Source organism: Streptomyces sp. NPDC003016, assembly GCF_053591455.1.
Genome location: NZ_JBSFTV010000018.1, coordinates 128,938 through 154,346, shown reverse-complemented (window position 1 = coordinate 154,346; position 25,409 = coordinate 128,938). Strand labels below are relative to the sequence as shown.

Annotated in this window: 22 protein-coding genes and 1 pseudogene; 11 read left to right on the top strand and 12 right to left on the bottom strand. The window is 73.2% G+C overall.

The window, feature by feature from the left end:
* The 6 genes from ACWDZ4_RS17930 to ACWDZ4_RS17905 all read right to left on the bottom strand — a co-directional run.
* Positions 1 to 467 (bottom strand): fasciclin domain-containing protein (locus tag ACWDZ4_RS17930; RefSeq protein WP_451509346.1); only part of this gene is annotated, 467 nt, incomplete at its 3' end.
* A 442-nt stretch (positions 468 to 909) separates the two neighbouring features.
* A complete protein-coding gene (locus ACWDZ4_RS17925) occupies positions 910 to 2,277 on the bottom strand; it encodes a cryptochrome/photolyase family protein (protein WP_451509345.1) in 1,368 nt (455 codons plus the stop codon).
* Between the two features lie 97 nt (positions 2,278 to 2,374).
* Positions 2,375 to 3,139, bottom strand: a complete 765-nt coding sequence (locus ACWDZ4_RS17920) for an anti-sigma factor (RefSeq protein WP_451509344.1) — start codon at positions 3,137 to 3,139, stop codon at positions 2,375 to 2,377.
* Entirely contained in the window at positions 3,136 to 3,720 is a 585-nt protein-coding gene (locus ACWDZ4_RS17915; RefSeq protein ID WP_451509343.1) for a sigma-70 family RNA polymerase sigma factor, read from the bottom strand. The genes ACWDZ4_RS17920 and ACWDZ4_RS17915 overlap by 4 nt, the downstream gene beginning before the upstream one ends.
* 264 nt (positions 3,721 to 3,984) lie before the next feature.
* Positions 3,985 to 4,827, bottom strand: a complete 843-nt coding sequence (locus ACWDZ4_RS17910) for a siderophore-interacting protein (protein ID WP_451509342.1) — start codon at positions 4,825 to 4,827, stop codon at positions 3,985 to 3,987.
* Positions 4,828 to 4,874: 47 nt separating this feature from the next.
* Positions 4,875 to 5,780 carry a 5'-3' exonuclease gene (locus tag ACWDZ4_RS17905; protein ID WP_451509351.1) on the bottom strand — a complete coding sequence of 302 codons (906 nt, stop codon included), beginning with the start codon at positions 5,778 to 5,780 and terminating at the stop codon, positions 4,875 to 4,877.
* A 228-nt stretch (positions 5,781 to 6,008) separates the two neighbouring features.
* Between ACWDZ4_RS17905 and ACWDZ4_RS17900 the strand changes: the two genes are divergently transcribed.
* The 4 genes and pseudogenes from ACWDZ4_RS17900 to ACWDZ4_RS17885 all read left to right on the top strand — a co-directional run bounded on the left by ACWDZ4_RS17900 (position 6,009) and on the right by ACWDZ4_RS17885 (position 10,983).
* Positions 6,009 to 7,214, top strand: coding sequence for a quaternary amine ABC transporter ATP-binding protein (locus ACWDZ4_RS17900; RefSeq protein ID WP_451509341.1), 1,206 nt, complete (start codon positions 6,009 to 6,011; stop codon positions 7,212 to 7,214).
* A pseudogene (locus ACWDZ4_RS17895) lies at positions 7,207 to 9,456 on the top strand (glycine betaine ABC transporter substrate-binding protein); the annotation flags it as partial. The gene ACWDZ4_RS17900 and the pseudogene ACWDZ4_RS17895, both read left to right, overlap by 8 nt.
* Positions 9,457 to 9,648: 192 nt before the next feature.
* On the top strand, positions 9,649 to 10,257 hold the full coding sequence (locus ACWDZ4_RS17890) for a helix-turn-helix domain-containing protein (RefSeq protein WP_451509340.1): 609 nt from the start codon (positions 9,649 to 9,651) through the stop codon (positions 10,255 to 10,257).
* A gap of 15 nt (positions 10,258 to 10,272) precedes the next feature.
* Complete coding sequence (locus ACWDZ4_RS17885) at positions 10,273 to 10,983, top strand: helical backbone metal receptor (protein ID WP_451509339.1); 711 nt, start codon at positions 10,273 to 10,275, stop codon at positions 10,981 to 10,983.
* Here the strand turns inward: ACWDZ4_RS17885 and ACWDZ4_RS17880 are convergent.
* Positions 10,922 to 12,061, bottom strand: a complete 1,140-nt coding sequence (locus tag ACWDZ4_RS17880; protein ID WP_451509338.1) for a TDT family transporter — start codon at positions 12,059 to 12,061, stop codon at positions 10,922 to 10,924. The two genes, ACWDZ4_RS17885 and ACWDZ4_RS17880, sit on opposite strands and share 62 nt — an antisense overlap.
* Positions 12,062 to 12,131: 70 nt before the next feature.
* Between ACWDZ4_RS17880 and ACWDZ4_RS17875 the strand changes: the two genes are divergently transcribed.
* Together ACWDZ4_RS17875 and ACWDZ4_RS17870 are read left to right on the top strand one after the other, a co-directional pair.
* Positions 12,132 to 13,079 (top strand): LysR family transcriptional regulator, encoded by a 948-nt coding sequence (locus tag ACWDZ4_RS17875; protein WP_451509337.1) that lies wholly within the window; start codon positions 12,132 to 12,134, stop codon positions 13,077 to 13,079.
* 36 nt (positions 13,080 to 13,115) lie between these two features.
* Positions 13,116 to 13,553, top strand: a complete 438-nt coding sequence (locus tag ACWDZ4_RS17870) for a hypothetical protein (RefSeq protein ID WP_451509336.1) — start codon at positions 13,116 to 13,118, stop codon at positions 13,551 to 13,553.
* Between the two features lie 195 nt (positions 13,554 to 13,748).
* Here the strand turns inward: ACWDZ4_RS17870 and ACWDZ4_RS17865 are convergent, their stop codons facing one another.
* The 3 genes from ACWDZ4_RS17865 to ACWDZ4_RS17855 form a co-directional block, all read right to left on the bottom strand.
* Positions 13,749 to 14,462: a gamma-glutamyl-gamma-aminobutyrate hydrolase family protein gene (locus tag ACWDZ4_RS17865; protein ID WP_451509335.1), complete on the bottom strand. Its 714-nt coding sequence runs from the start codon at positions 14,460 to 14,462 to the stop codon at positions 13,749 to 13,751.
* 86 nt (positions 14,463 to 14,548) lie between these two features.
* On the bottom strand, positions 14,549 to 16,018 hold the full coding sequence (gene eat / locus ACWDZ4_RS17860; protein WP_451509334.1) for an ethanolamine permease: 1,470 nt from the start codon (positions 16,016 to 16,018) through the stop codon (positions 14,549 to 14,551).
* Between the two features lie 111 nt (positions 16,019 to 16,129).
* A complete protein-coding gene (locus ACWDZ4_RS17855) occupies positions 16,130 to 16,858 on the bottom strand; it encodes a FadR/GntR family transcriptional regulator (protein WP_451509333.1) in 729 nt (242 codons plus the stop codon).
* Positions 16,859 to 16,934: 76 nt separating this feature from the next.
* On the opposite strand from ACWDZ4_RS17855, the gene ACWDZ4_RS17850 reads away from it, so the two are divergent.
* From ACWDZ4_RS17850 to ACWDZ4_RS17840, 3 genes are read left to right on the top strand one after another with little or no spacing between them, the layout of a single operon-like run.
* Positions 16,935 to 18,302 (top strand): glutamine synthetase family protein, encoded by a 1,368-nt coding sequence (locus ACWDZ4_RS17850; RefSeq protein ID WP_451509332.1) that lies wholly within the window; start codon positions 16,935 to 16,937, stop codon positions 18,300 to 18,302.
* Positions 18,303 to 18,310: 8 nt separating this feature from the next.
* Positions 18,311 to 19,684: an aldehyde dehydrogenase family protein gene (locus ACWDZ4_RS17845; RefSeq protein WP_451509331.1), complete on the top strand. Its 1,374-nt coding sequence runs from the start codon at positions 18,311 to 18,313 to the stop codon at positions 19,682 to 19,684.
* Between the two features lie 4 nt (positions 19,685 to 19,688).
* The gene (locus ACWDZ4_RS17840; RefSeq protein ID WP_451509330.1) at positions 19,689 to 20,495 is read left to right on the top strand and encodes a 3-oxoacyl-ACP reductase; all 807 of its coding nucleotides are present in this window, start codon (positions 19,689 to 19,691) and stop codon (positions 20,493 to 20,495) included.
* A 56-nt stretch (positions 20,496 to 20,551) separates the two neighbouring features.
* Here ACWDZ4_RS17840 and ACWDZ4_RS17835 read toward each other — a convergent pair whose 3' ends face one another.
* Positions 20,552 to 21,754 (bottom strand): amino acid deaminase/aldolase, encoded by a 1,203-nt coding sequence (locus ACWDZ4_RS17835; protein WP_451509329.1) that lies wholly within the window; start codon positions 21,752 to 21,754, stop codon positions 20,552 to 20,554.
* Between the two features lie 247 nt (positions 21,755 to 22,001).
* Here ACWDZ4_RS17835 and ACWDZ4_RS17830 point away from each other — a divergent pair, with 247 nt between their 5' ends.
* A complete protein-coding gene (locus tag ACWDZ4_RS17830) occupies positions 22,002 to 23,492 on the top strand; it encodes a hypothetical protein (RefSeq protein WP_451509328.1) in 1,491 nt (496 codons plus the stop codon).
* Positions 23,489 to 24,709: a type VII secretion-associated serine protease mycosin gene (gene mycP, locus ACWDZ4_RS17825; RefSeq protein ID WP_451509327.1), complete on the top strand. Its 1,221-nt coding sequence runs from the start codon at positions 23,489 to 23,491 to the stop codon at positions 24,707 to 24,709. The genes ACWDZ4_RS17830 and mycP overlap by 4 nt, the downstream gene beginning before the upstream one ends.
* Here the strand turns inward: mycP and ACWDZ4_RS17820 are convergent.
* On the bottom strand, positions 24,684 to 25,367 hold the full coding sequence (locus tag ACWDZ4_RS17820) for a serine hydrolase (protein ID WP_451509326.1): 684 nt from the start codon (positions 25,365 to 25,367) through the stop codon (positions 24,684 to 24,686). The two genes, mycP and ACWDZ4_RS17820, sit on opposite strands and share 26 nt — an antisense overlap.
* Positions 25,368 to 25,409 lie beyond the last annotated feature (42 nt).

The window sequence follows — 25,409 nt, the reverse complement described above, 5'->3', positions numbered from 1 at the left end:
ACGTGGTAGGTCAGGATCTTGGTGAGGGTGGCCTTGTCGTTGAGGACCTTGTCGAGGTCGGCCTTGGGGATCTTCGCGAAGGCGTCGTTGGTCGGTGCGAACACCGTGATGTTCTCGGCGTTGTTGAGCGTGTCGACCAGACCGGCCTTCTTGACCGCGGTCACCAGTGTCGACAGTGCCGGGTTGTTCGACGCGGCTGTCGCCACCGGGTCCTTGGCCATGCCGTCGAAGCTGCCCGCACCGTCCTCCGGGACCGAAGCACACCCCGGGCCGAACGGCTTGTCCATGGTCGACGCGTTGCTGCTCGTCGCGGAGTCCGGCGAGTCGGAGGACTTCTGCTCGGCGGCCGACGTGGCGGCGGCGTCACTGTCCTTGCCGTCGTCGCTGGAGCACGCGGTCAGCGAAAGGGGCAGCAGCGCCGCGCCCGCGACGACGACGGCGATGCGCTGGAAGCGGGAAGTGTTCATGGTGCTCTCCTTCAAGGGATACGTACACAGGGGGGGTGAGGAAGCAAGGGTGGTGAAGAGGGGCGGGGTCGCGGAGTGCCGGGCTGGAGCACCGGTTCGCCGGCGGTCCGGGAGGCCCGTACGACGCGGTCCTTCGCGGCCGGGGGCGCGGCCGGTGACCGCGCCGCCGACGGCTGGGACAGGACCCGCTTCCGGCCGTACGGCCCGCCGGGGCGAGTTCCGCTACGTACAGCGGCGGGAACCCTGAGCGCAGCCCGCCGGGAGCGGCGAGGCGGACACGCACTGGGCGCGCTGCCCCACGCGGACCTCGGTCGCGCGCTGCCGTTGCTCCCTGATCTCTGCTCACACCCGGTATTCGGTGCCACGGGGGCTGCGGATTGGTCGTTCGCCCGATCTGATTCATTCTCGTGCGGACAGCCGATTTACGGGGGAGCGGCGCCGGTCAGTTCAGACCGCGTGCCCGCTCGAAGCGCGTGCGGGCGTCAGTGAGGTCCACGACCGGCTCCGGGTAGTCGATGCGGGCCCGTTCCGGACCCGTCACCGTCCACGGCCGGTGGACGGCCGCCCCCGCGAGGCCGGCGAGTTCGGGCACCCAGCGCCGCACGTAGTCGCCCCTGGCGTCGAAGCGGCCGGCCTGCGCCAGCGGGTTGAGCAGCCGGTTGGGGCGCGTGTCGGTCCCGGTACCGGCCATCCACTGCCAGTTCAACTGGTTGTTGGCGACGTCTCCGTCGACCAGCAGGTCCAGGAAGTGCCGGGCGCCCACACGCCAGTCGGCGTACAGCGTCTTGGTCAGGAAGCTCGCCACCAGCAGCCGGCCGCGGTTGTGCATCCACCCCTCGTGCAGCAGCTGGCGCATGGCCGCGTCCACCACGGGATATCCGGTACGGCCCTCCTGCCAGGCGGTGATCTCCTGCTGGTCCGTGCGCCAGTGGTCGCCGCGCGTGCGGTAGTCGGCCCACGACGCGGCGGGGCGGGCCGCGAGGACCTGGTAGTGGAAGTCCCGCCAGGCCAGTTGGCGTACGAACGCGTCCCCGCCCGGGCCGCCCTTGTGCCGTGCGTGGTGGATCAGTTCGGTCGCGGAGAGAGAACCGAAGTGCAGATGTGCGGAAAGCCGTGAAGTGGCGTCCCCCGACAGGTCGTCCTGGCGTTCCCCGTACGCTTCGACGCCGTCCGCCAGCCAGGCGCGCAGCCGCTCACGGCCTTCCTGTTCACCGCCCCTGGCGAGGCCGGGCGACGTTCCCGTGACAGCCCGGCGCGACGGCAGCGGATCGCCGGTGGCCGCGTCCGGAACCCGCACCGACCGGGGCGCCGCCATCACATCGCGCACACCGGCCGCTTCCCACTTGCGCAAGTACGGCGTGAAGACAGCGAAGTGGTCCTTGCCGGCCGGTGTGACCTGCCCGGGGGGAACCGCGGTGATCACGGCGTCGTGGACGTGCAGCGCGCATCGCACGCTCCCGAGAGCGGCGCGCAGCCGCTCCTCCCTGCGCGCCGCGTAGTGGCTCACGCCGCCCGCCAGGTGCACCTCCTGGGCCCCGGTCTGGGCCACCACCCGGCCGACCTCTTCCACCACGTCACCGGTACGGACCACCAGGCGCCCGCCCCGACCCCGCAATCCGGCGTCCAGGCCGGCCAGGCAGTCGGCCAGGAACGCGCGGCGGTTGGGCGCGTCGAAGCCGGCCCGGGCCACACCCCGGTCCAGGACGAACAGGGGCACCACCTCGTCGGCCCGGCGCAGCGCCGCGCGGAGCACCGGCTGGTCGTACAGCCGCAGATCCGAGGTGAACAGCACGACGGCAACAGCGCTCATGCGGGTGTTCCCTGTCCTCATCCTGCGCGTTCTTGCGTGCTCTTGTGTGCCTTGCGTGCCTTTGCCCGTCCTTGCGTCTTCCTGGCGGACGGTGCTCCTACGCGGTCCGGAAGTTCATCAGGGCCAGAGGGTCCGTGGTCGGCTGCGCCGAGCCGCCCGCCGGTTCGACGGTGATGCCCATCCCGCGGGCCGTGCCGACCGGGCCGTCCATCAGCACCGCCGCCGCGGGCCCCGAGAGCGCGGACCGGTCCACGAGTCCGGCGGACCGCATCGTGCCGCCGTCGTCGAACCACAGCTGGTAGACCTTGCCGCTCGGCGGCTCCGGCATCCCGGACGCGAGGAAGGCCGCCTTGTCGCGCTCACGCGAGACGATCACCGTGCCGGTCGCGCCGTCCGCGATCTTTCCCGTGGTGGCCTTGGCATCGGGCGCGGCGAGCACCGAGGCAAGCGTCTCGGACTGCTGCTGCGCACGCTGCGCCTGCTCCTGGGCGTCCTGCGCCTCCTGGTGCTGCCACACCGCGGCCCCGCCGAAGGCGGCGGCCGCGGCCAGGCAGGCGGCGAGCACGAGGCGTGGCAGGGCGCGGCTCCGGCGCCTGGGGGACGGTATCTGGGTGGGCAGGGGAACCTTGGGCGGGTCCTGGCGTTCGGTGGGGATCCGTCGCATCACCTGCTCCTTGAGGACGGCGGGCGGTGTCACGGTCATCGCGAGCCCCAGCCGCGCCGCGGTGGCGGTGAGTTCACGCACTTCCTGCGTGCAGGACGGGCAGTCCTTGAGGTGCAGCTCGAACTCGGCACGCTCCTCGGCGGTCAGGGCGTGCAGGGCGTACGCCCCGGTCAGCATGTGCAGCTCCGCGGTGCTCATGCGCCGACCCCCAGACAGTCGCGCAGCCGGATCAGTCCGTCGCGCAGGCGTGTTTTGACCGTGCCGAGCGGTACGGCCAGCAGTTCGGCCACCTCGCGGTAGGCAAGCCCCCGGTAGTAGGCGAGCGTCACCGACTGCCGCTGCAGTTCGGTGAGGGTGCGCAGGCAGCGCCGTACCTGCTCGCGTTCGAGCCGGCTCTCCACCTCCTCGGTCACCTCGTCGAAGGCGGGCGTGTGCTCCAGCAGCGCCGCCTTCCGCTCGCGGTCCGACGAGGCCTGGGCGGACCGTACCCGGTCCACCGCCCGCCGGTGCGCCAGCGTGAGGACCCACGTCATGGCCGAACCGCGGGACGGCTGGAAGCGCGAGGCGCCCCGCCAGACCTCGATCAGCACCTCCTGGGTGACCTCCTCCGACTGGGCCGGGTCGCGGAGCACCGCGCGCACCAGGCCCAGTACGGGCCCGCAGACCGCGTCGTAGACCTGGCTGAAGGCATCCTGGTCACCCCGGGCCACCTTCCCCAGCAACTTCTGGAGGTCGGGTGGCGCCGGGGCGATTCCCCCGATGTGCACGACTTCGTTCACGCGGCTTTCCTCCACGGTGCGGGCCGGGCCGGACCGAACCGGGCCCGGGGCAGGCTTCATCGCACATTCGGAGCCGCCGTCCCGCCGGATTGGTCCGGTGCGCAGAAAGTTTCTTTCCTCATGATCGCCTCGGCCCTCACCGTTCGCAGGGCGAGGAGGGCCGAGGAGGGCGATCAGGGCGAGGGGGACCCGTGAGGCCCCCTGCTGACCGGTGTCAGCAGGGGGCCGGGGCGCGTCCGTACGGACCGGGGGAAAGGAGCGGGGTCAGGCGGCGGGCTCCTGCTCGCGCTCGACCTGCTCGTTCCACTCGCGCTTGACCGCGCGCCAGGCGTCGTCGTCCTGGCCGAGCCGCCAGTAGCCCGAGACGGAGAGCCGCTCGCGCGCGATCCCGCGGTCCATGCGCAGGTGGCGGCGGAGGTCCTTCACGAAACCCGCCTCACCGTGGACGAAGGCGTGGACGTCGCCCGAGGGGAAGTCGAGGCCGCGCACGGCGCCGATCAGGGCCTCGCCCACCGGGTTGCCGCCGCGGTGCAGCCAGGTCACCGTCACCCCGTCGGGCGTGGCGATCTTCTGCTCCTCCTCGGGCCCCGCCACCTCGACGAAGGCGTGCACGACGGCGCCCTCCGGCATCCGCTCCAGGGAGGCGGCGATCGCGGGAAGCGCGCTTTCGTCGCCCACCAGCAGATGCCAGCCGGCCGTCGGGTCCGGCGCGTAGCCGCCACCGGGACCGAGGAAACGCACCGTCTCGCCGGGCCGCACCCGCGCCGCCCACGGGCCGGCCAGGCCCTCGTCGCCGTGCACCACGAAGTCGACGGTCAGTTCGCGCTGTACGGCGTCCCAGGCGCGCACCGTGTACGTCCGGGTGACCGGCCACTGCTCCGCCGGGAACTCCTCCCGGATGCGGGCCATGTCGAACGGCTCCGGGTACGTCACGCCCGCCGCGGGGAACAGCACCTTGATGTAGTGGTCGGTGAACTCGTCGGCCGCGAAGCCGGTCAGCCCGTCGCCGCCCAGAACGACGCGCACCATGTGTGGTGTGATCCGCTCGGTGCGCACCACCCGGGCCTCACGGGCCTGCGGTGTCCTACGGGCCGGTCGTTCCGCCACGGCGCTCTCCCTGACTGTCGGTGCTTAGGCTTACCTAAGTTACCACTCTAGCCGTGGAGGGCGCCGAGCAACCGCTGCAGCGAGCCGCCCAGTCCCCACCGCGCCGCCAGCCCGTCGAGTGTCGCCGGATCCCGCGGTTCGGCCGGCAGCGCCGGGTCGAAGTCCGGCAGCGGTACGTCGGTGGCGACGCGCACCACCTTCGGCGCCACGGTGATGTAGTCCCGCGCCTCGTCCAGCCGCTTGCGCTGCGAGGGCGTCAGCTTCGACGCCGGGTCGTCGACGGCGGCCATGATCCCGGCCAGGTCGCCGTACGCGTCGAGGAGCTTGGCGGCCGTCTTCTCACCGATCCCGGGGACGCCCGGCAGACCGTCGCTCGGGTCGCCGCGCAGGAGCGCCAGATCGACGTACCCGGGGCCGTCCACGGCGTACTTCCCGCGCAGCCACGCCTCGTCGGTGACCTGGAGCGAACCGACGCCTTTCAGCGGGTACAGCACCCGCACCCCGCGGGCGTCGTCGACCAGCTGGTAGAGGTCGCGGTCGCCGGTGACGACGTCGACGGGCCCGGTGGCGAGGCCCGCGAGCGTCCCGATCACGTCGTCGGCCTCGTACGGATCGACGCCCACCCGGGCGATGCCGACCGCGTCGAGCACCTCCTCGATGACCGGCACCTGGGGCGCGAGCGTGTCCGGGGTCTCCTCCGCGTCGGGTCCGGCGGCGACCTCCTGCGCGACGCGGTGCGCCTTGTAGGAGGGGATCAGCTCGACCCGCCAGTGCGGCCGCCAGTCGGCGTCCATGCAGGCGACGAGTTCGTCGGGCCGGTGGTCCTGGACCAGCCGTGCGACGAAGTCGAGCAGACCGCGTACGGCGTTGACCGGCGTACCGTCCGGGGCCCGGACGGAATCCGGGACTCCGAAGTAGGCGCGGTAGTAGAGGGAAGCGGTGTCGAGGAGCATCAGGCGTCGCGTCACACCCCGATCATGCCGCACGCCGCGAAAGCGGCCGGAAGTGACCTGGATCACTCCTGTGTTTGCATTATGCAACGAGGGGCAGGGGCCGGCTCGGAGCAGACCCTATTTCGAATTCAACTTCTTGAGGGGTGAAACGGGCCGGATCCCTACTGCTCCACGGCTCACCGGCCGGGGGAGTGGTGGGCCGTTCTCGGTTCAACGCGTGAGGTACATGTGTCCAGGCTGCAGGCCGATCACTTGTACAAAGTGTTCGGCACCCGACCCGAAGAGGCGGTACGCAAGCTCGAAGGCGGAGCCGGCCGTGACGAGCTGCGCGCCGACGGGACGACGGCCGCCGTGATCGACGCCTCGTTCACCGTCGAACCGGGACAGATCTTCGTGGTCATGGGACTGTCCGGATCCGGCAAGTCCACGCTGCTGCGGATGCTCAACGGGCTGCTGGAGCCGACGGCGGGCAAGGTCCTCTTCGACGGTCAGGACCTCACCGCACTGAGCCCCGCCGCCCTGCGCGCGGTGCGCTCCTCGAAGATCAGCATGGTGTTCCAGCACTTCGCGCTCTTCCCGCACCGGAGCGTTCTCGAGAACGCCGGATACGGCCTCGAAGTGCAGGGCGTCCCGCGCGCCGAGCGCGAGAAGCGCGCCACCGGGGCCCTGGAGCTCGCCGGCCTCAAGGGCTGGGAGAAGTCCTGGCCCGACGAGCTGTCCGGCGGCATGCAGCAGCGCGTCGGCCTGGCCCGCGCGCTCGCCACCGACGCCGACCTCCTGCTGATGGACGAGTCGTTCAGCGCCCTCGACCCGCTGATCCGCCGCGACATGCAGGACCAGCTCCTCGAACTCCAGAAGCGGCTGAAGAAGACCATCGTCTTCATCACCCACGACCTCAACGAAGCCATGCGCCTCGGCGACCGCATCGCCGTCATGCGCGACGGACGCATAGTCCAGCTGGGCACCGCCGAGGACATCCTCGTCACCCCCGCCAACGACTACGTCGCCTCCTTCACCCAGGACGTGGACCGCTCCCGGGTGCTCACCGCGGGCGCCGTCATGGACGCCCCCGAGACCGTCTTCGGTACGCAGACGGCCGACGGCCGGCAGCTGCGCGACGCGCAGGACGTGCTGGACGCCGCCCCCGCGACCGTCTCCGAGGACACCCCGGTCGTCGAACTCTTCACCCCCTGCTCCACCAGTGGTGCGCCCGTCGCCGTGACCGGCGCCGACGGCAAGCTCGTGGGCGTCGTACCGCCCGCCAGGCTGCTCGCGGCGCTCGGCGAGCCCATGGCGTCGGCGGAACCCTCCGGGGGCACGGCGCCCGGCGGCTCGACAGCCGACTCCACGAGCGGTTCGACAGCCGGTTCGGCAACCGGTTCGGCAACCGGTTCGACGAGCGACTCCACGAGCAAGGTGATCGCCGGTGCCTAGGATCCCCATGGGCGAGTGGGTCAACAGCGCCGTCGACTGGCTCCAGACCCACCTCTCCCCGGTCTTCGACGCGGCCGGCACCGTCATCAGCGGCATGCAGGACGGCATCTACTCCGTTCTCGCCGCCCCCGAACCACTGCTGCTCGTCGGCATCCTCGCCGTCGTCGCGTGCTGGCTGCGCGGTCTGACCGCCGGCGTCCTCGCCTTCGCCGGCTTCGCGCTGATCGACTCGATCGAAATGTGGGACGACGCCATGTCGACCCTGTCGCTCATGCTCGTCGCGACCATCATCACGCTCGTGATCGCCGTCCCCCTGGGCGTCTGGTCCGCGCGTTCCAAGACGGTCAGCGCCGTGACGCGTCCCGTCATGGACTTCATGCAGACCATGCCGGCGATGGTCTACCTGATCCCCGGCGTGCTCTTCTTCGGCGTCGGCGCGGTCCCCGGCATCATCGCGACGATCATCTTCGCGCTGCCCCCGGGCGTCCGGATGACCGAGCTCGGCATCCGCCAGGTCGACGGCGACCTCGTCGAGGCCGCCGAGGCGTTCGGCACGAGCCCGCGCAACACCCTGCTGCGCGTGCAGCTCCCGCTCGCGCTGCCGACGATCATGGCCGGTGTCAACCAGGTCATCATGCTGGGCCTGTCCATGGTGGTCATCGCCGGCATGGTCGGCGCGGGCGGCCTGGGCGGCGCGGTCTACCGCGCGCTCGGCAACATCGACGTCGGTCTCGGTTTCGAGGCCGGTCTGTCCATCGTCGTCCTGGCCATGTACCTCGACCGGATGACCGGCGCCCTGGGCCACCAGGTCTCCCCGCTCGGCCGCCGCGCGCTCGCCAAGGCCAGGGCCGTGAGGGGCGGGCCGAAGATCTGGAACTACCGCCCGCAGCCGGTCGTCGCGATCACCGGTGTCGTCGTCCTCGCCCTCGTCGCGGGCGGCCTGAGCATGTTCGGCGGCACGAAGTCCGCCACCGCCGACGACGACCCCACGAACGTCGGCAAGGGCAAGAGGATCTCCATGGGCTACATCCCGTGGGACGAAGGCATCGCCTCCACCTTCCTCTGGAAGGAACTGCTGGAGCGGCGCGGTTACGAGGTCGACGCCCAGCAGTACGAGGCGGGCTCGCTCTACACCGGCCAGTCCACCGGCCAGATCGACATCCAGACCGACGCCTGGCTGCCGGTCACCCACGAGAAGTACTGGGCGAAGTACCAGGACACGCTGGAGGACATGGGCTCCTGGTACGGCCCGACCTCCCTGGAGCTGTCCGTCCCCTCGTACATGAAGGGCATCGACTCCCTGGAAGACCTCAAGGGCGAGGGCGGGAAGTTCAGGGGCCGCATCATCGGCATCGAGCCCAGCGCCGGAATGATGGGCCTCCTCAAGGACAAGGTCCTGGGGGAGTACGGCCTGGAGGGCGAGTACGAGGTCGTCGACGGCTCCACGCCCGGCATGCTGGCCGAGCTCAAGCGCGCGTACGCCAAGAAGGAGCCGGTCGTCACCACGCTGTGGTCCCCGCACTGGGCGTACAGCACCTACGACCTGAAGAAGCTCGAGGACCCGAAGGGCGCCTGGGGCAAGGGCGACGGCGTGCACACGCTGACCCGCGAGGGCTTCTCCGACGAGAACCCGGCCGTCGGCAAGTGGCTCAAGGACTTCAGGATGACGGAGGAGCAGCTCACCGGTCTCGAAGCGGCGATCCAGGCGGGCGGCAAGGGCAAGGAGCAGGACGCCGTACGCGCCTGGCTCGAGGAGAACCCGGGCCTCGCCGACCGGTGGGCGCCCGTCGCCAGGACCTCCAAGGCCGCCGACGGCAAGGATTAGCGCGACCGCGCGATCGAGATGGCCTGGTTCCCGTGGGAGGAGGACATCGCCGCCACGTACCTGTGGAAGGAGGTCCTCGAAGAGCGCGGCTGCACGGTCAGCCTCAAGCGGTTCGAGGTCGGCCCGATGCACGCCGCGATGGCCCGTGGCCAGGTCGACGTGCAGCTCGACGGCCGGCTGCCGTACACGCGGAAGAACTACTGGGACAAGTACGGCGACCAGCTGACCGACACCGGTTCCTGGTACGGGCCGACGTCGATCGAGGTCGCGGTCCCCTCGTACGTCAAGGACGTCAGGACCCTTGAGGACCTCAAGGGCAAGGGCGAGAAGTTCAAGGGCCGCGTCATCGGCATCGAGCCGGGCACGGCGACGATGGAGAACCTCAAGGAGAACGTCCTGCCCGGCTACGGCCTGGACATGGCGCCGACCGCGGGCTGATCCGCGCCGGCCATACCATCGAGGGGTGGGCATCGCCTTGTGGCGAAGCCCACCCCTTGGTGCTGTCCTGGACAGAGGGCCTTGTCTGACGTATGGACGAAACCGGCGGGTGAAGCTGCGTAGGCTGCACCCAGTGTCGAACAGCCACGAGACAGGGAGGGAGCCGGAGCGATGGACGACAAGGAAACTCTTCGGGTCGGTACGGCCGTCCGGAGGCGTCGCAAGTCCCTGGCCCTCACCCTGGCCACGGTCGCGGCCCGCAGCGGGCTCTCGGTGCCGTTCCTCAGCCAGATCGAGAACGAGCGCGCCAGACCCAGCACCCGCTCCCTGGAGCGGGTGGCCGAGGCGCTGGAGACCACGGCGGCCGAGCTGACCGCCGCCGCCGATCTGGGACGTACGGTCGATGTCGTACGGGCCGGGGAGGACGACGGCGGCGCGGGCGTGCGGTGCGTGGTGCGCGGCAGGCACCAGCTGCGCGCCACCGAGTACACCGGGGAGCAGGACACCGGGCGCGAGTTCCAGCACCACGGCGACGAGCTGATGTACATCGCGGAGGGCGCCGCCGAGGTGGAGGCGGAGGGCCGGGCGTACCGGCTGGAGCGCGGTGACACGCTGTTCCTGTCCGGTGGCGTACCGCACCGGTGGCGGGCGACCGAGCCGGGCACCCGGATCCTCGTCGTCGCGGCGGCCGGCACCGTCGGACACGAGGGCGACGGCCAGTCGGGCCAGTCCGGCCGATCCGACGAACCCGGCCACGACAGCGACAGCCACGACGGCTGACGGAGAGCGCCCCCCATGCGCGTCGTCTCCCTCGTGCCGTCCCTCACGGAAGCCGTGGCCGTCAGCGCGCCCGGTCTGCTCGTCGGGGCGACCGACTGGTGCAGCCACCCGGCGGACCTCGACGTCGTACGGATCGGCGGCACCAAGAACCCGGACACCGACGCGATCCTGCGCCTGCGCCCCGACCTCGTCGTCGCCAACGAGGAGGAGAACCGCGAGCCCGACCTCGCCGCCCTGCGGCAGGCCGGGCTCACCGTCATGGTCACCGTGGTCCGGGACCTGCCCGGGGCCCTCGCCGAGCTGGAGCGCGTACTGGTCGACGGATGCGGGCTGGGCGTCCGCCCCGCCTGGCTCGACGCGGCGCGGGAGGCGTGGGACGCGGTCCGCCCCGAGGCCCCGCGCCGAAAGGCGGTCGTGCCCGTCTGGCGCAGGCCCTGGATGGTCCTCGGCCGCGACACCTTCGCCGGAGACCTGCTGGCCCGGCTCGGCGTCGACCACCTCCACGCCGGCCACCCCGAGCGCTATCCGCGCGTCCCCCTCCACGAACTACGCGCGTCCGGGGCCGACGTGGTCGTCCTGCCGGACGAGCCCTACCGCTTCACGGCCGACGACGGGCCCGAGGCCTTTCCCGGGCTGCCCGCCGCGCTCGTCAGCGGGCGCCATCTCACCTGGTACGGGCCGTCGTTGGCCGAGGCGCCCCGGGTGCTGCGAGCAGCGCTCCGCTGACCAGACCGCGCAGCGTGCGGACTCCGGCCACCGCCCAGGCGACGACGAGCGCCGCGTACAGGGCGGCCGCCAGCCAGCCGAGGGCGTCGAGCCCGGTGCGGCGGGCGAGCCCGGCGGCGCCCGTCACGCACGTACCGACGGGGAAGGTGAACGCCCACCACGTCATGGCGAACGGCATGCCGCCGCGGACCGCCCTGACCACCATCGCCGCGGCGAGCGCCAGCCACAGCAGCGCGAAGCCCATGACGGGCACGCCGTAGAGCACGGCGAAGGCGCCGAGCGCGCGGGCGTACGGTGCTCCGATCGCGCCCGGGGCCACGTCCGCGAGCGAGTCGACCGCCGTGGTGGACTGCCCGAGCGGGCCGAGGGCGAGGAACAGCGTCGGCGTCAGGGCGAGCGGCAGCGGACCGTGGTGGAGGAGGCGGGCGAAGATCAGCGGCAGCATCAGCAGCGTGGCGAGCAGGCTGAGTCCGAACATCGCGTAGCAGGCGAGCAGCATCGCCTCCCGCCACTGCCCCTCGGGCAGACGCGGTATCAGCTGCGGGCCGAGCGCCGCCGAGACCATCGGTGCCACCACCGGCAGCAGCCACACGGGAGAGGCGCTGCCGGGATCGACCCGGTGGCGTACGACCATCAGATACGGGATCACGACGGCGGCCGCCAGGCCGACGGCCGTCCCCACGCACCACAGCGCCGCTCCGGCGGACAGGGCGGCTCCGGCGCCGACGACGTCCCCGCCGACCGCCACGGTGGCGCCGCCGACCGCGAGCAGCGCCATGGACAGACAGCCGTAGAAGGGGGCGACGGCGGGGTCGAGGAGATGGGCCCCCGCCTGGTCGCGGTGGTACGCCCAGTGGCCGGCGCGCGCGACGAGCAGCGCACCGAGCAACACCGCGGACACCCCCCAGACGAGGGTGCAGGCCGGGCGCAGGCCGGGGACGGCGAGGGGCAGGGCGGCTCCGGCGTTGGCGACCACGGCGGTGCCCATCACCGTGGCGTACCAGTTGGGGCCGAGATGGCGCAGCGCCGGCAGGCGTGGGGCGGCGAGGAGGGGACGGGGCTGCGCACAGGTGGCCATGCGCCCAGCCTGACCGTACGGTACGGCCCCCACCAGGGACGACAAGCCTATGAGGCCATAAACTGAGGTGATGAGCGCTCACGCCCCCGCCCCCGGCGACAGACCACCGCTCGCCCACCGGGTGCCCGACCTCGGGGCCATGGAGCTGCTGCTCGCCGTCGCCCGGCTCGGCAGCCTGGGGCGCGCGGCGCGGGAGCTCGGCATCAGCCAGCCCGCCGCGAGCAGCCGTATCCGCTCCATGGAACGGCAGCTCGGTGTCGCCCTCGTCGACCGCTCGCCGCGCGGCTCGCGCCTCACCGAAGCGGGCACGCTCGTCACCGACTGGGCGCGCCGGGTCGTGGAGGCGGCCGAGGCCTTCGACGCGGGGGCGCAGGCACTGCGCGGCCGACGGGACTCGCGGCTGCGGGTCGCGGCCAGCATGACGATCGCCGAGTACCTGCTGCCGGGCTGGCTGGTCGCGCTGCGCGGACAGCGCCCCGGTACGGCGGTCTCGCTGCTCGCCGGCAACTCCGCCGCCGTCGCGCAGCGGCTGCTCACCGGTGAGGCCGACCTGGGATTCGTGGAGGGCCTTGCGGTACCGGACGGGCTCGACGGCGTCGTCATCGGCCACGACCGGCTCATCGTGGTCACGGCCCCGGGCCACCCCTGGGCGCGCAGGCGCCGGGCGGTGGGCGCGCGGGAACTGGCCGAGGCCCCCCTCATCCTGCGCGAGCAGGGCTCCGGCACCCGACAGGTCCTGGACGCGGCGCTCGCCGGGTACGGCGGCCTCGCCGTACCCCTCCTCGAACTCGCCTCCACCACGGCGGTGAAGGCGGCGGCCGTCAGCGGCGCGGGTCCCAGCGTGCTCAGCGAGCTGGCCGTGGGTGAGGAGCTGGCCTCCCGCCGCCTCGTCGAGGTCCCGGTCGAGGGCGTCCCGATGCGTCGGGATCTGCGCGCGGTCTGGCCGACGGGCCCCCGGCCCACGGGGCCCGCGCGGGACCTGCTGGTGCTGGCGCGACCCGCTCCGGGCAAGGGCTGACCGTTTGTCACGGCTGTGAGCGGATACCCGAGAGCCATGACTGAACAGGACAAGAACACGAAGACCAAGGCGACCACGGCCCGCACGGCCGACGGCGCCACCGGAAAGGCAACCGGCGCCGCCGGTTCCGCCAAGACCGCCGCCACCGGCGCCGCCGGCAGGGCGGCGGACACCGCGGGTGCCGCGAAGGCGGGCGCCGGCGACGTCACGGGCAAGGCCGCGCAGGTGGCCGGGTCCGCGAAGGCGGCCGGCGTCAAGGGGGTCGAAGTGAGCCGCCAGGCTCTGGAGTCCACGGCCGGCAAGGTCGCGTCGACCGCGTCCACCGCATGGGTGCTGCTCAACGCGCGCAAGGCCGTCATCGCGGGCGCCGGCGCGGGCGCGGTGGCCCTCGGCGCCGCCTCGTTCATGGCGGGCCGCAAGGTCGAACAGCGCAGCCTGGGCCCGATCAGCCGCATGCTGGCCGGCCGCATCTGAGCCCGGCCGGGGCATTCGTCCGCAGGCGGGGCCACTTGGGCCGCCGGGCCGGAGAAAGGGCCGGGCAACGGCCCCGGAAGGCCCCGCCACTCTGGGCGCCAACCGTCCCGGAAGGTCCCGCGCACAGCCCTGGGCGCCAACGACCCCGCTCCGCCGCCCGCTTCACGTGCGCGCCCCCGCGAAGGCCCGCCGCCGTCAGACCCGCAGCTGTGGCTCACGGAGCGACGGCCAGCCGGCGGCGGCCGCCACCAGTGCCTCCATCACCCGGAGATCGGTGCCCATCTCCGGGTGCCACTGGACGCCGAGCACCCAGGGCCCGCCGGGCAGTTCGACGGCCTCCGGCGTCCCGTCGGCGGCGTACGCCGACACGACCAGGCCGTCGCCGAGCCGGTCGACCGCCTGGTGGTGGTACGTCGGTACGCAGCTCTCCTCCGGTACCACCGACGCGTAGCGCGTGCCGGGCACCGGCTCCACCGCGTGCTCGCCGAGGACTCCGGGCCCCGCGGTGTGGCCGTCCAGATGCTGGACGAGGGTGCCGCCGAGTGCGACGTTCAGCAGCTGCATGCCCCGGCAGATGCCGAGCAGCGGCGTACCGGACGCCAGAGCGGCCTCGATCAGGGCGAGTTCCCAGGCGTCCCGCTCCCGGGCCGGCGGCCCGGTGCGGGCATCCGGTTCGGCTCCGTACCGTACGGGCTCGACATCGGCGCCGCCCGCGACGACCAGGCCGTCGAGGCGGGCCACCACACCGGCGGCGCACGACGGCGCGTCGGGCGGCACCATCGCCGCGAGGCCGCCCGCCGCCTGCACGAGGCGCGGATAGGCGGCCGGGAGCAGTGCGGCGGGGATGTCCCAGACACCCCACCGGGCGTGCTCCAGGTAGGTACTGATGCCGATGAGCGGCTTGGACACAGATCCTCCGGTCGGTTCGTGCTCAGGGTCGGTCGTACTCGGGGCCGGTCGCGTTCAGGAACGGTCGCGTTCAGGAACGGTCGCTTTCAGGAACGGTCGCGTTCCAGTTCGGCCTCGGCCTCGGCGAGCGCGGCGAACTCCTCCTCGGGAGCCGCGGCGACCAGCCGGTGCCGGCTGTAGAGCGCGAAGTAGGCGAGAGCGACGGCGTACACCCCCAGTGCGATGAACGCCGCGTCCTGGTCCACCAGGAACGTCGCCACCAGCGCGGACAGCGCCAGCACGAAGGCCACGGACGAGGTGAGAACACCGCCCGGCGTGCGGTAGGGCCGGTGGAGTCCGGGCTCGCGGCGGCGCAGCACGATGTGCGAGAGCGCCATCAGGGCGTACGAGATGGTGGCGCCGAAGACCGCGATGTTCAGCATCCGGGCGCCGTCGCCGGTCCCCGCCGCCAGCGCGAAGCCGATCGCGCCGGGGATGAGCAGCCCGAGGTACGGGGCCTTGCGGCGGCTCGTCAGCGACAGGAAGCGCGGCAGGTAGCCGGCCCGTGAGAGCGCGAAGAGCTGGCGCGATCCGGCGTAGATGAGCGAGAAGAACGACGCGACGAGCCCGGCCAGGCCCGCGTAGTTGACGAAGCGGCTGAGCGGCGTCGGGCCGCCGTCGCCCTGGAGCGCCACGACCAGCGGGTTGCCCGCGTCCTGCACGGCGGCCGAGCCGCGTGCGCCGGTGGCCGCGAAGAAGGTGACCAGGGCGAGGAGCGCGAGGACGGCCATGGAGGTGGCCAGGGCGCGCGGCATGGAGCGCACGGGGTCCTTGGCCTCCTCGGCGGCCAGCGGCACCCCCTCGACGCCGAGGAAGAACCACATGCCGAAGGGGAAGGCGGCCCAGATGCCCAGGAGTCCGAACGGCAGCCAGGAGTTGGCACCGAACGCCTCCTTGTCGACCGGGATGTCGTCGAGGCCGTCCGCGCCGAACTCCGTGAACGCGCCGACCGCGAAGATCAGCAGCGCCGCCACCGCGATCGCGGTCACGACGAGGCTGAAGCGCAGCGCCTCACCGACGCCCCACAGGTGGATGCCGATGAAGACGGCGAAGCAGGCCAGGTAGACCGGCCAGCCTGCGGTGAGCCCGAACAGGCCCAGCGACTGGACGTAGTCGCCGATGAAGATGGAGATCGCGGCGGGCGCCAGGATGTACTCGATGAGGATCGCGGTGCCGGTCAGGAAACCGCCCCAGGTGCCGAGCGCGCGCCGGGCGAAGCCGTAGCCGCCGCCCGCCGTGGGCAGGATGGCGGACAGCTCGGCGAGTGCGAAGACCAGGCAGGCGTACATCACGCCCATCAGGAGGGTGGCGATCGCGAGCCCGCCGAAGCCGCCCTCGGACAGGCCGATGTTCCAGCCGGAGAAGTCGCCGGAGACGACGTACGCGACGCCGAGTCCGGTGAGCAGCAGCCAGCCGGCGCTGCCGCGGCGCAGGGTGCGCCGTTGCAGATAACCGGCGTCGGCGGACGGGGCCGCGGGCGTCGGCGGTGGGGTGCGCGAGTCGGTGCTGTCGGCCATGAGCCGCTCCTGCCTCGGGTCAATGGTGGGATGCCATACCTTTGTGGTGCGGTCGGTCCCGGCGCAAGACCTGTGCGTGAAGCCGGTGTTACGGATCTCCCGCCCCCGGCGTCACATGAGGAAGCCGCGCAGCAGGGCGGCCGTGCCCGCGCAGTGCTCGCGCATCACCTCGCGGGCCCCGTCCGCGTCGCCGTCGAGCACCGCCTCGACCAGCGCGGTGTGCTGCTGCTGCGAATGCTCCAGGTTCCGTACGAGCAGCGGGATGCAGTCGAGCAGGCCGTTGACCGTGGCCCGCACGGCGGCGTACTGCGCGGTCAGGGACGGCGATCCGGACAGTTCGGCGAGCGTGAGGTGCAGCAGGGTGTCCCGCCTGCGGTAGTCGGCCAACGGCGCGTCGTGCGTCGCGGCGAGCGCCGTCCGCAGCCGCCGTGCGCCGTCCTCCGCCAGCCCGTGCGCCGCGCACAGCCCGGCCGCGCCCACCTCCAGCACCTCACGGAAGCGCAGCGCGTCCTCGACGTCGACCGACTCGACGCGCCGGCGCAGTTCGCCCTCCCCGGAGGCGTCCGGGTGCGGCAGCACGAACGTACCGCCGTACCTGCCCCGCCTGCTCTCGACGAGGCCCTGGTCCTGGAGGACCTTCAGGACCTCGCGCAGCGTGACCCGGCTGATCCGCAGGCGGTCGGCGAGCTCGCGCTCGGCGGGCAGCCGCTCCCCGACGGGCACCAGCCCCAGGCGCAGCACCTGGAGGATCTGCTCCAGCGCCTCCTCGAACCCGTTCCCCGCCCGCACGGGCCGCAGGACGGGCGTCAGGCGGTCCACCGAACCGATTCCATCCGCCACGCGCGGTTCCCCCTTCCCAAGCAATGGTCTTCAGCAATACCTTATGGCTTCCGGCTGACCGAAGGAGGAAATTTCCGTGGCAGACCGCACACCCCCGCTCTCTCTCGAGGAGCTCCGCGCCCTCGTGGCGAGCGGTGAGATCGACACAGTCGTCCTGGCCTTCCCCGACATGCAGGGGCGTCTCCAGGGCAAGCGGTTCGCCGCCCGGTTCTTCCTCGACGACGTCCTGGACCACGGCACCGAGGGCTGCAACTACCTCCTCGCGGTCGACACCGAGATGAACACCGCCGACGGGTACGCGATGGCCTCCTGGGACCGCGGCTACGGCGACTTCGCCATGCATCCCGACCTCTCCACGCTGCGCCGCGTCCCCTGGAACGACGGAACGGCCCTGCTCGTCGCCGACCTGGCCTGGAACGACGGTTCCCCCGTCGTCGCCGCGCCCCGCCAGATCCTGCGCCGCCAGCTGGAGCGCCTCGCCGGGCTCGGCTACACCGCGCACGTCGGCACCGAGCTCGAATTCATCGTCTTCAAGGACAGTTACGAGCAGGCCTGGGACCGCGGCTACAAGGACCTCGTGCCGGCGAACCAGTACAACATCGACTACTCGGTCCTCGGCACCGGCCGCATCGAACCCCTCCTGCGCCGCATCCGCAACGAGATGACCGCGGCGGGCCTGACCGTCGAGTCCGCCAAGGGCGAGTGCAATCCGGGCCAGCACGAGATCGTCTTCAAGTACGACGAAGCCCTCGTCACCTGCGACCAGCACGCCGTCTACAAGACCGGCGCCAAGGAGATCGCGGCCCAGGAGGGCGTCTCGCTCACCTTCATGGCCAAGTACAACGAGCGCGAAGGCAACTCCTGCCACATCCACCTCTCCCTGCAGAACGCGGACGGCCGCAACGTCATGGCGGACGACGACACCTCCGACGGGATGTCCTCCGTCATGCGCCACTTCCTCGCCGGCCAGCTGGCCGCCCTCCGCGACTTCTCGCTCCTCTACGCCCCCAACATCAACTCCTACAAGCGCTTCCAGCCCGGCTCCTTCGCCCCGACCGCCGTCGCCTGGGGCCACGACAACCGCACCTGCTCGCTGCGCGTGGTCGGCCGCAGCCGCTCGATGCGCTTCGAGAACCGGCTCCCCGGCGGCGACGTCAACCCGCACCTCGCGGTTGCCGGCCTGGTCGCGGCCGGCCTGTACGGCATCGAGCACAAGCTCGAACTCCCCGACCCCTGCACGGGCAACGCGTACACCGGCGACCACGAACACGTGCCCACGTCGCTGCGCGAGGCCGCCGAGCTGTGGGAGAACAGCCCCATCGCCCGGGCCGCCTTCGGCGACGAAGTCGTCGCGCACTACCGCAACATGGCGCGGGTCGAACTCGAAGCGTTCGACTCCGCGGTGACCGACTGGGAGCTCCGCCGCTCCTTCGAACGCCTGTGAGGCCCGCCTTGCCCTCCTTCCCCCTCGAACACCAGATCCTGAACCCGGCCACCGAAGAGGTCATCGCCACCGTCGCGGCCTCCACCGCCGCCGACGTCGACGCGGCGGTCGTACGGGCCGCCGCGGCGCAGCGCACCTGGTCGGCCGCCACCCCCGCCGACCGCGCCCGCCTCCTGCGCCGCTTCGCCGCCACCGTCGACGAACACATCGAGGAACTCGCCCGGCTGGAGGTCCGCGAGGCCGGCCACACCCTCGGCAACGCCCGCTGGGAGGCGGGCAACGTACGCGACCTGCTCGACTTCGCCGCCGGGGGAGTGGAACGCCTCAGCGGCCGCCAGATCCCCGTCGCGGGCGGCCTCGACATCACCCTCCTCGAACCGCTCGGTGTCATCGGGGTCATCGCGCCCTGGAACTTCCCCATGCCGATCGCCGCCTGGGGCACGGCCCCCGCGCTCGCCGCCGGCAACGCCGTCGTCCTCAAACCCGCCGAGACGACCCCGCTCACCGCCCTGCGCCTCGCCGTACTCGCCCTCGAAGCCGGACTCCCCGACGGCCTCTTCCAGGTCCTGCCGGGAGCGGGCGCCGTCGCGGGCGACGCCCTGGTCGAGCACCCCGGCGTGGCGAAGATCGTCTTCACCGGCTCCACCCCCGTCGGCAAGCGGATCATGGCCAAGTGCGCCGACCGGGTGAAGCGCGTGACCCTCGAACTCGGCGGCAAGAGCCCCAACATCGTCTTCGCCGACGCCGACATCGAGGCCGCCGTCGCCGCCACCCCGATGTCCTTCCTGGACAACTCCGGCCAGGACTGCTGCGCCCGTACGCGCATCCTCGTCCAGCGCACGGCGTACGACCGCTTCCTGGAGCTCCTCGCGCCCGCCGTCGAGAGCGTGGTGGTCGGCGACCCGTCGGACGACAAGACCCAGATGGGCCCGCTGATCTCCAGGTCCCAGCTGGAGCGGGTACGTTCGTACGTCCCCGAGGGCGCGGCGGCGATCCGCGGCAACGCGCCCGAAGGCCCCGGCTTCTGGTTCGCGCCGACCGTCCTCACGGGCCTCGGCCCGGACGCGCCCGCCGCGACGGAGGAGGTCTTCGGCCCCGTCGCCGTCGTCCTCCCCTTCGACGGCGAGGCCGACGCGGTCCGCCTCGCCAACGCCACCGAATACGGCCTGTCCGGCTCCATCTGGACCCGGGACGTGGGCCGCGCCCTGCGCGTGTCCCAGGCGGTCAGGGCGGGCAACCTGTCCGTCAACTCCCACAGCAGCGTCCGCTACTCGACCCCCTTCGGCGGCTACAAGCAGTCGGGACTCGGCCGCGAGCTGGGCCCCGACGCCCTCACCGCTTTCACCGAAACCAAGAACGTCTTCATCAGCACGGAGGCCTGAGATCATGACCGACACTGTTGACAGCGCCGCGGCCGGCTCCGCCGTCTGCCGCCGCCTGGTCGGACGCACCGCCGTCATCACCGGCGCCGGCAGTGGCATCGGTCTCGCGACCGCGCGCCGCCTGGCCTCCGAGGGCGCGCACGTCGTCTGCGGCGACATCGACGAGAGCGCGGGCAAGGCCGCGGCCGACGAGGTGGGCGGCACGTTCGTACGGGTCGACGTCACCGACGCAGAACAGGTCGAGGCGCTCTTCCGGACGGCGTACGACACCTACGGCTCGGTCGACATCGCCTTCAACAACGCCGGCATCTCGCCGCCCGAGGACGACTCGATCCTGACCACCGGCCTGGAGGCGTGGAAGCGCGTCCAGGACGTCAACCTCACCTCCGTCTACCTCTGCTGCAAGGCCGCCATCCCCTACATGCGGCGCCAGGGCCGCGGCTCCATCATCAACACCGCGTCGTTCGTCGCGATCATGGGCGCGGCCACCTCCCAGATCTCGTACACGGCGTCCAAGGGCGGCGTCCTCGCCATGTCGCGCGAACTGGGCGTGCAGTTCGCCCGCGAGGGCATCCGCGTGAACGCGCTCTGTCCGGGCCCGGTCAACACGCCCCTCCTCCAGGAGCTGTTCGCCAAAGACCCGGAGCGGGCGGCGCGCCGGCTCGTGCACATCCCGGTCGGCCGCTTCGCGCAGGCGCACGAGATCGCGGCGGCGGTGGCCTTCCTGGCCAGCGACGACTCGTCGTTCGTCAACGCCACCGACTTCCTGGTCGACGGAGGCATCGCGGGCGCGTACGTGACCCCTCTCTGAAACCGGTGGCCGAAGGACGGAGGCCGGGCCGATGACCTCGCCCCGGCCTCCGCGCCCTACAAGAACGTGCGGCCCTCGCCCCGGTACGTCGGTACGGCCGCCGTCACCGCGTCGCCCTCGATCAGATGGAGCACGTCGAACCGCTCGCACATCTCGCCCGCCTTCGCGTGCCGGAACCACACCTTGTCGCCGATCAGCAGGTCGTCGGCGGGCGAGCCGAGCAGCGGTGTCTGCACCTCACCGGCCCCCTCCTGCGGGTCGTACCGCAGCCCCTCCGGGAGGTACGGGACGGGCACCCGGTCGGGGCCCGCGGCCCCCGAAGCGGGGTAGCCGCCACCGAGCACCGTCACCACACCCACGCCGGGCCTGCGCACGACGGGCTGCGCGAAGAGCGCGGCCGGCCGTCCGGTGAACGAGGTGTAGTGGTCGAAGAGGCGCGGTACGTACAGCCCGGAACCCGCCGCGATCTCGGTCACCGCGCGCTCCGCGGCGGTGTGCTGGACGCTGCCGGTGCCGCCGCCGTTGACGAACTCCAGGTCCGGCGCCACGGCCCGCACCGCCCGCACGACGGCCGCCCGCCGCACCGCCAGTTCCCGGCGCGCCGCCCCCTGCATCACCCTGATCGCCCGGGAACGCACCGGCCGCCCCGCGACCGCGTCCCCGACCCCGGCCACATGCCCCTCGTACGCCATGACGCCCACCAGCCGGAAGCCGGGCCGGCGGACCACCGACCGGGCCAGCTCGGCCAGTTGGGCGGGCTCGCGCAGCGGCGACCGCAACGCGCCTATCCGGACGCGGCCCCCGAGCATCCGCAACGACGTGTCCAGCTCCAGACAGACCCGGATCTCCTCCCGGCCGCCCTCCCTGGCCCGGTCGATCAGCTCCAGCTGCGCCGGATCGTCGACCATCACGGTCACGGCGGCGGCCAGCTTCGCGTCCCCGGCCAGCTCGGCGAACGCCGCGCGGTCCGCCGACGGATAAGCGAGCAGCACGTCCTCGAACCCCGACCGCGCGAGCCACAGCGACTCGGCCAGCGTGAACGACATGAGTCCCGCGAACCCGTCCCGCGCCAGCACCCGTTCCAGCAGCGCCCGGCAGCGTACGGACTTGCTCGCCACCCGGATCGGCTTGCCCGCCGCCCGGCGGACCAGGTCGGCGGCGTTGGCGTCGAACGCCTCCAGGTCGACGACGGCGAGGGGGGCGTCGAGGTGGGCGGTGGCCCGGTCGTACCTGGCCCGGTCGGCAGCGCGCGGTGTCATGGCCAGAGCTTGCCAGAGCGGATTACCGCTGGGTAGAGGAATCGTCATCCGGTCAGATCCCCACGAGCCCCTACGAGTCCCTACGAGTCCCCACGGGAGTCCCCGCGGGCCCGGGGGCTGATTCCCACCCGGCCCGCACCAGCCCGTAGAGTGACGCCCACGCGGTGAGGACACGAACGGGCCTGCCCCGAAAGGCGATCGTGCACTGCGGGGTAACAGGCCGGGTGAAGCACGAACAGGGGGGCGGATGAGCACCGAGGCACACCGTGCCCCCCTTCCCCCCCGCCCCACCACGCCACCCCCGCTCCCCGCCGCCTGGCACACCCCGCCGCCCCCGGCCCAGGCCCCGGCCGTGCCGGAACCCGCCGCCCCGGCCTCTCCTCCCGCGCCGCGCCACCCTGCTCCGGCCCCCGCTCCCGGCACAGCCGGCCGGACCGCCCCCGCGCCGCGCCACCCCGCTCCCGGCACAGCCGGCCACCCTGCCCCCGCCCCGGCGCAGGCCCCCGGCGCGGGCGGCCAGGCCGGGCCCGCTGCGCCGACCGCACCGCCCCGCCCCGCATCCGCGCCGGACCGCTCCGGTGCCCCGGGCGCCGTCAGCGGCCCGGCCGGGGGCCGTCCCGGCGACGGGCCGCTGCGCCCCGGGCCGGAATCCGTGCCTGCCGCCCGCGACTCGGGTGCCGGGCGTCCGCCGGCCGGGGGCGACGGCAGGCCGGCCGAGACCACCGCGCGGTTGCGCCCCGTGCCCGCCGCCACGCCCGCCTCCCGTCCCACCGTCCCGCCCGGAGCCCTGCCGCCCGAGGTCCCCCCGCCCGCGCCCCCGGCGGCCGGCGCCGCCCACGCCGCACGGCGCGGAGCCGTGGCCGCCGCCGGCCTGCCCCCCGGGCCCGGCGCGCCCCGGCCCGCCCGGTTCGCGGCGTCCCGGTACTGGGGGGCGCCGGAGGCACCGGCCGAGACCACCGCCCGGCTGGGACCCGTCCGTACCCGCCGCCCCGCCCGCGTCGTGGCCGCCGCGGCCTGCCTCGTACTCGGGCTCGGGCTCATCGGCGGTGCCGCCACCGGGAGCTGGCTCACCGGCGGCGCGGACGCCGAGGACGGCACCCCCTCCGGATACGCCGAGGCGCGGGACCTCTGGCACAGCGCGCCCGTCGACACGCTCTTCCCGCGCACCCTCGACGGCAACGGCGCGGGCCCCGGCGGCGCCGACCGCGTCTGGACGCGCGTGGCCGTCGCCCCCGACAGCGGCTGCGCGAAAGCCCTCGACCCGCTGCTGCTCAGGGCAGTCCAGCCGGTCGGCTGCCTGCGCCTCCTGCGCGCCACCTACACCGACGCCACCACCAGCAGCGTCACCACGGTCGGCATGGTCTTCACCGAAGCCGACGCACCGGCCATGAAGGCCCTGCGCGCCCGCTTCACCCACGAGGGCCTCGCCGACCGCACCGACCTGATGCCCCGCACCTACCCGGCCGAAGGCACCGTCGCCGAGGGATTCGGCGACCGGCAGCGCGCGAGCTGGACGGTGAGCGTGCTCACCGACGTCCCCGCCGTCGTGTACGCCGTGTCCGGCTTCGCCGACGGCCGCACCGTCCCCGACCCGCAGCCCGCCCGCCGGGCCATCGCGAGCGGCGCGACGACCGCCCCCGCCCAGGCGGGCCTGGGCCACGAGGCGAAGGGCGTCGCCGACCGCGTCGAACGCCGCCTCCGCAAGACCGCACGACCGGCCCCGGAGACCCCCCGATGACCCGACCGAGCCGACCGACCCGACAGAACCGCCTGCCCCGCACGGCCCGCCGCGCCGTCGCCGCCACCCTCGCGGCCACCGCCCTCGCCCTGCTGCCCCCCGCCCCCGCCCGCGCCGACACCATCCGGGCCCAGCAGTGGGCGCTCGACGCGATGCACACCGACCGGGCCTGGCGTACGACCAAGGGCAAGGGCGTCACCGTCGCCGTACTGGACACCGGAGTGGACGGCAGCCACCCCGACCTCGAAGGCCGGGTGCTGGAGGGCAAGGACCTCATAGGGTTCGGCGCCCGCAAGGGCGACCGCGCCTGGGCCCGCCACGGCACCGCCATGGCCGGGATCATCGCCGGCCACGGAAACGGCCCCGGCCGCGCCGACGGCGTGGTCGGCATCGCACCCGAGGCGAAGATCCTCCCGGTCCGCGTGATCCTCGAAGGCGCCGACCCCGCCCGCAAGAGGTCCCGGTCCACCCGCGGCCACGCCCTCGCCGAGGGCATCCGCTGGGCGGCCGACCACGGCGCCGACGTCATCAACCTCTCCCTCGGCGACGACAGCGAGTCCGCCCACCCCGAAGCCGCCGAGGACGCCGCCGTCCAGTACGCCCTCGCCAAGGGCGCCGTCGTCGTCGCCTCCGCCGGCAACAGCGGCGAGGAGGGCGACCACATCTCGTACCCCGCCGCCTATCCCGGCGTGATCGCGGCGGCCGCCGTCGACAGCGCCGGCACGCACGCCTCCTTCTCCACCCGCCGCTGGTACGCGACCGTCAGCGCCCCCGGCGTCGACGTGATCATCGCCGACCCCGACCGCCGCTACTACGAGGGCTGGGGCACCAGCGCCGCCTCGGCCTTCGTCTCCGGCGCGGCCGCCCTCGTCCGCTCCGCGTACCCGCAGCTGACCCCCGCCCAGGTCAAGAAGCTCCTCGCCGACACCGCCCGGGACGCGCCCGAGGGCGGCCGCGACGACGCCCGCGGCTACGGCTTCGTCGATCCGGCCGCCGCGCTCGAGGCCGCCGGCGCGCTGCGCCCCGCGGACCTCCGCCCGGTCTCCGCCCCGTACGGCAGGAAGTTCTTCGGCACGGGCCCCGACCCGGAGCCCGAGGACGACGGACCGGCCGGCTGGCTCGCCCCCGCCGCCGCCGGCGCAGGCGTGCTGCTGCTGGCCGCGACGGTCGTCCTGTGGCGCGCCGGCCGCGTCACGGGCACCCGCCGGTTCTCCTGAGGCGCCCGCCGGTTCGCCTGAAGGCCGCCCCGACGGCCGCCCGCGCCACCGCCTCCACCACCGCGATGCCCGCCTCCTTGGTGGTGTGCCCCTCCGACAGCACGGCGACCAGCACACCCCGCCCGTCCACCTCCACCCGCCCGATGCTGTGCACGGCCCACAGCCCGGTGGCGTCCCGCGGCATCCACCCGTTCTTGAGCGCGGCGCCGGAACCGGCCGCGGACACCCCCCAGTCCTGACCGGCGACGACCTGCCCCATCAAGGCCCCGATGTACGTACGGGACTCCTCGTCCAGCACACCCGGCCCGGCCCCGAACACCGCCCGCAGCAGCGCCACCTGATCCCTCGCGGTGGTCCGCGTGCGCCCCCACGCCAGGTCCGCCGCCGTCCGCGTGAGCCCGAGGCGCCCCTGCGCCGCGTCCAGCCCCGCCGCACCGCCGATCACCGCCCACAGCGCCGATGCCGCGTCGTTGTCACTGCGCCGGATCATGGCCTCGGCGTACCGCCGCTCCTCCCGGGCCAGAGCCCGCCCCTCGTCCCGCGCCCGGAGCAGCAGCGCCGCGAGGATGCCCACCTTGACGACGCTCGCGGCGGGGAAGCGGCCCTCCCCGTACGCGGCGCACCATCCGCTCCCGCCCCCGCTCCCCGGTCCGGACACGGCGAAGGACACCTCCATGGCAGGAGCGGTGCCCGCGGGCCC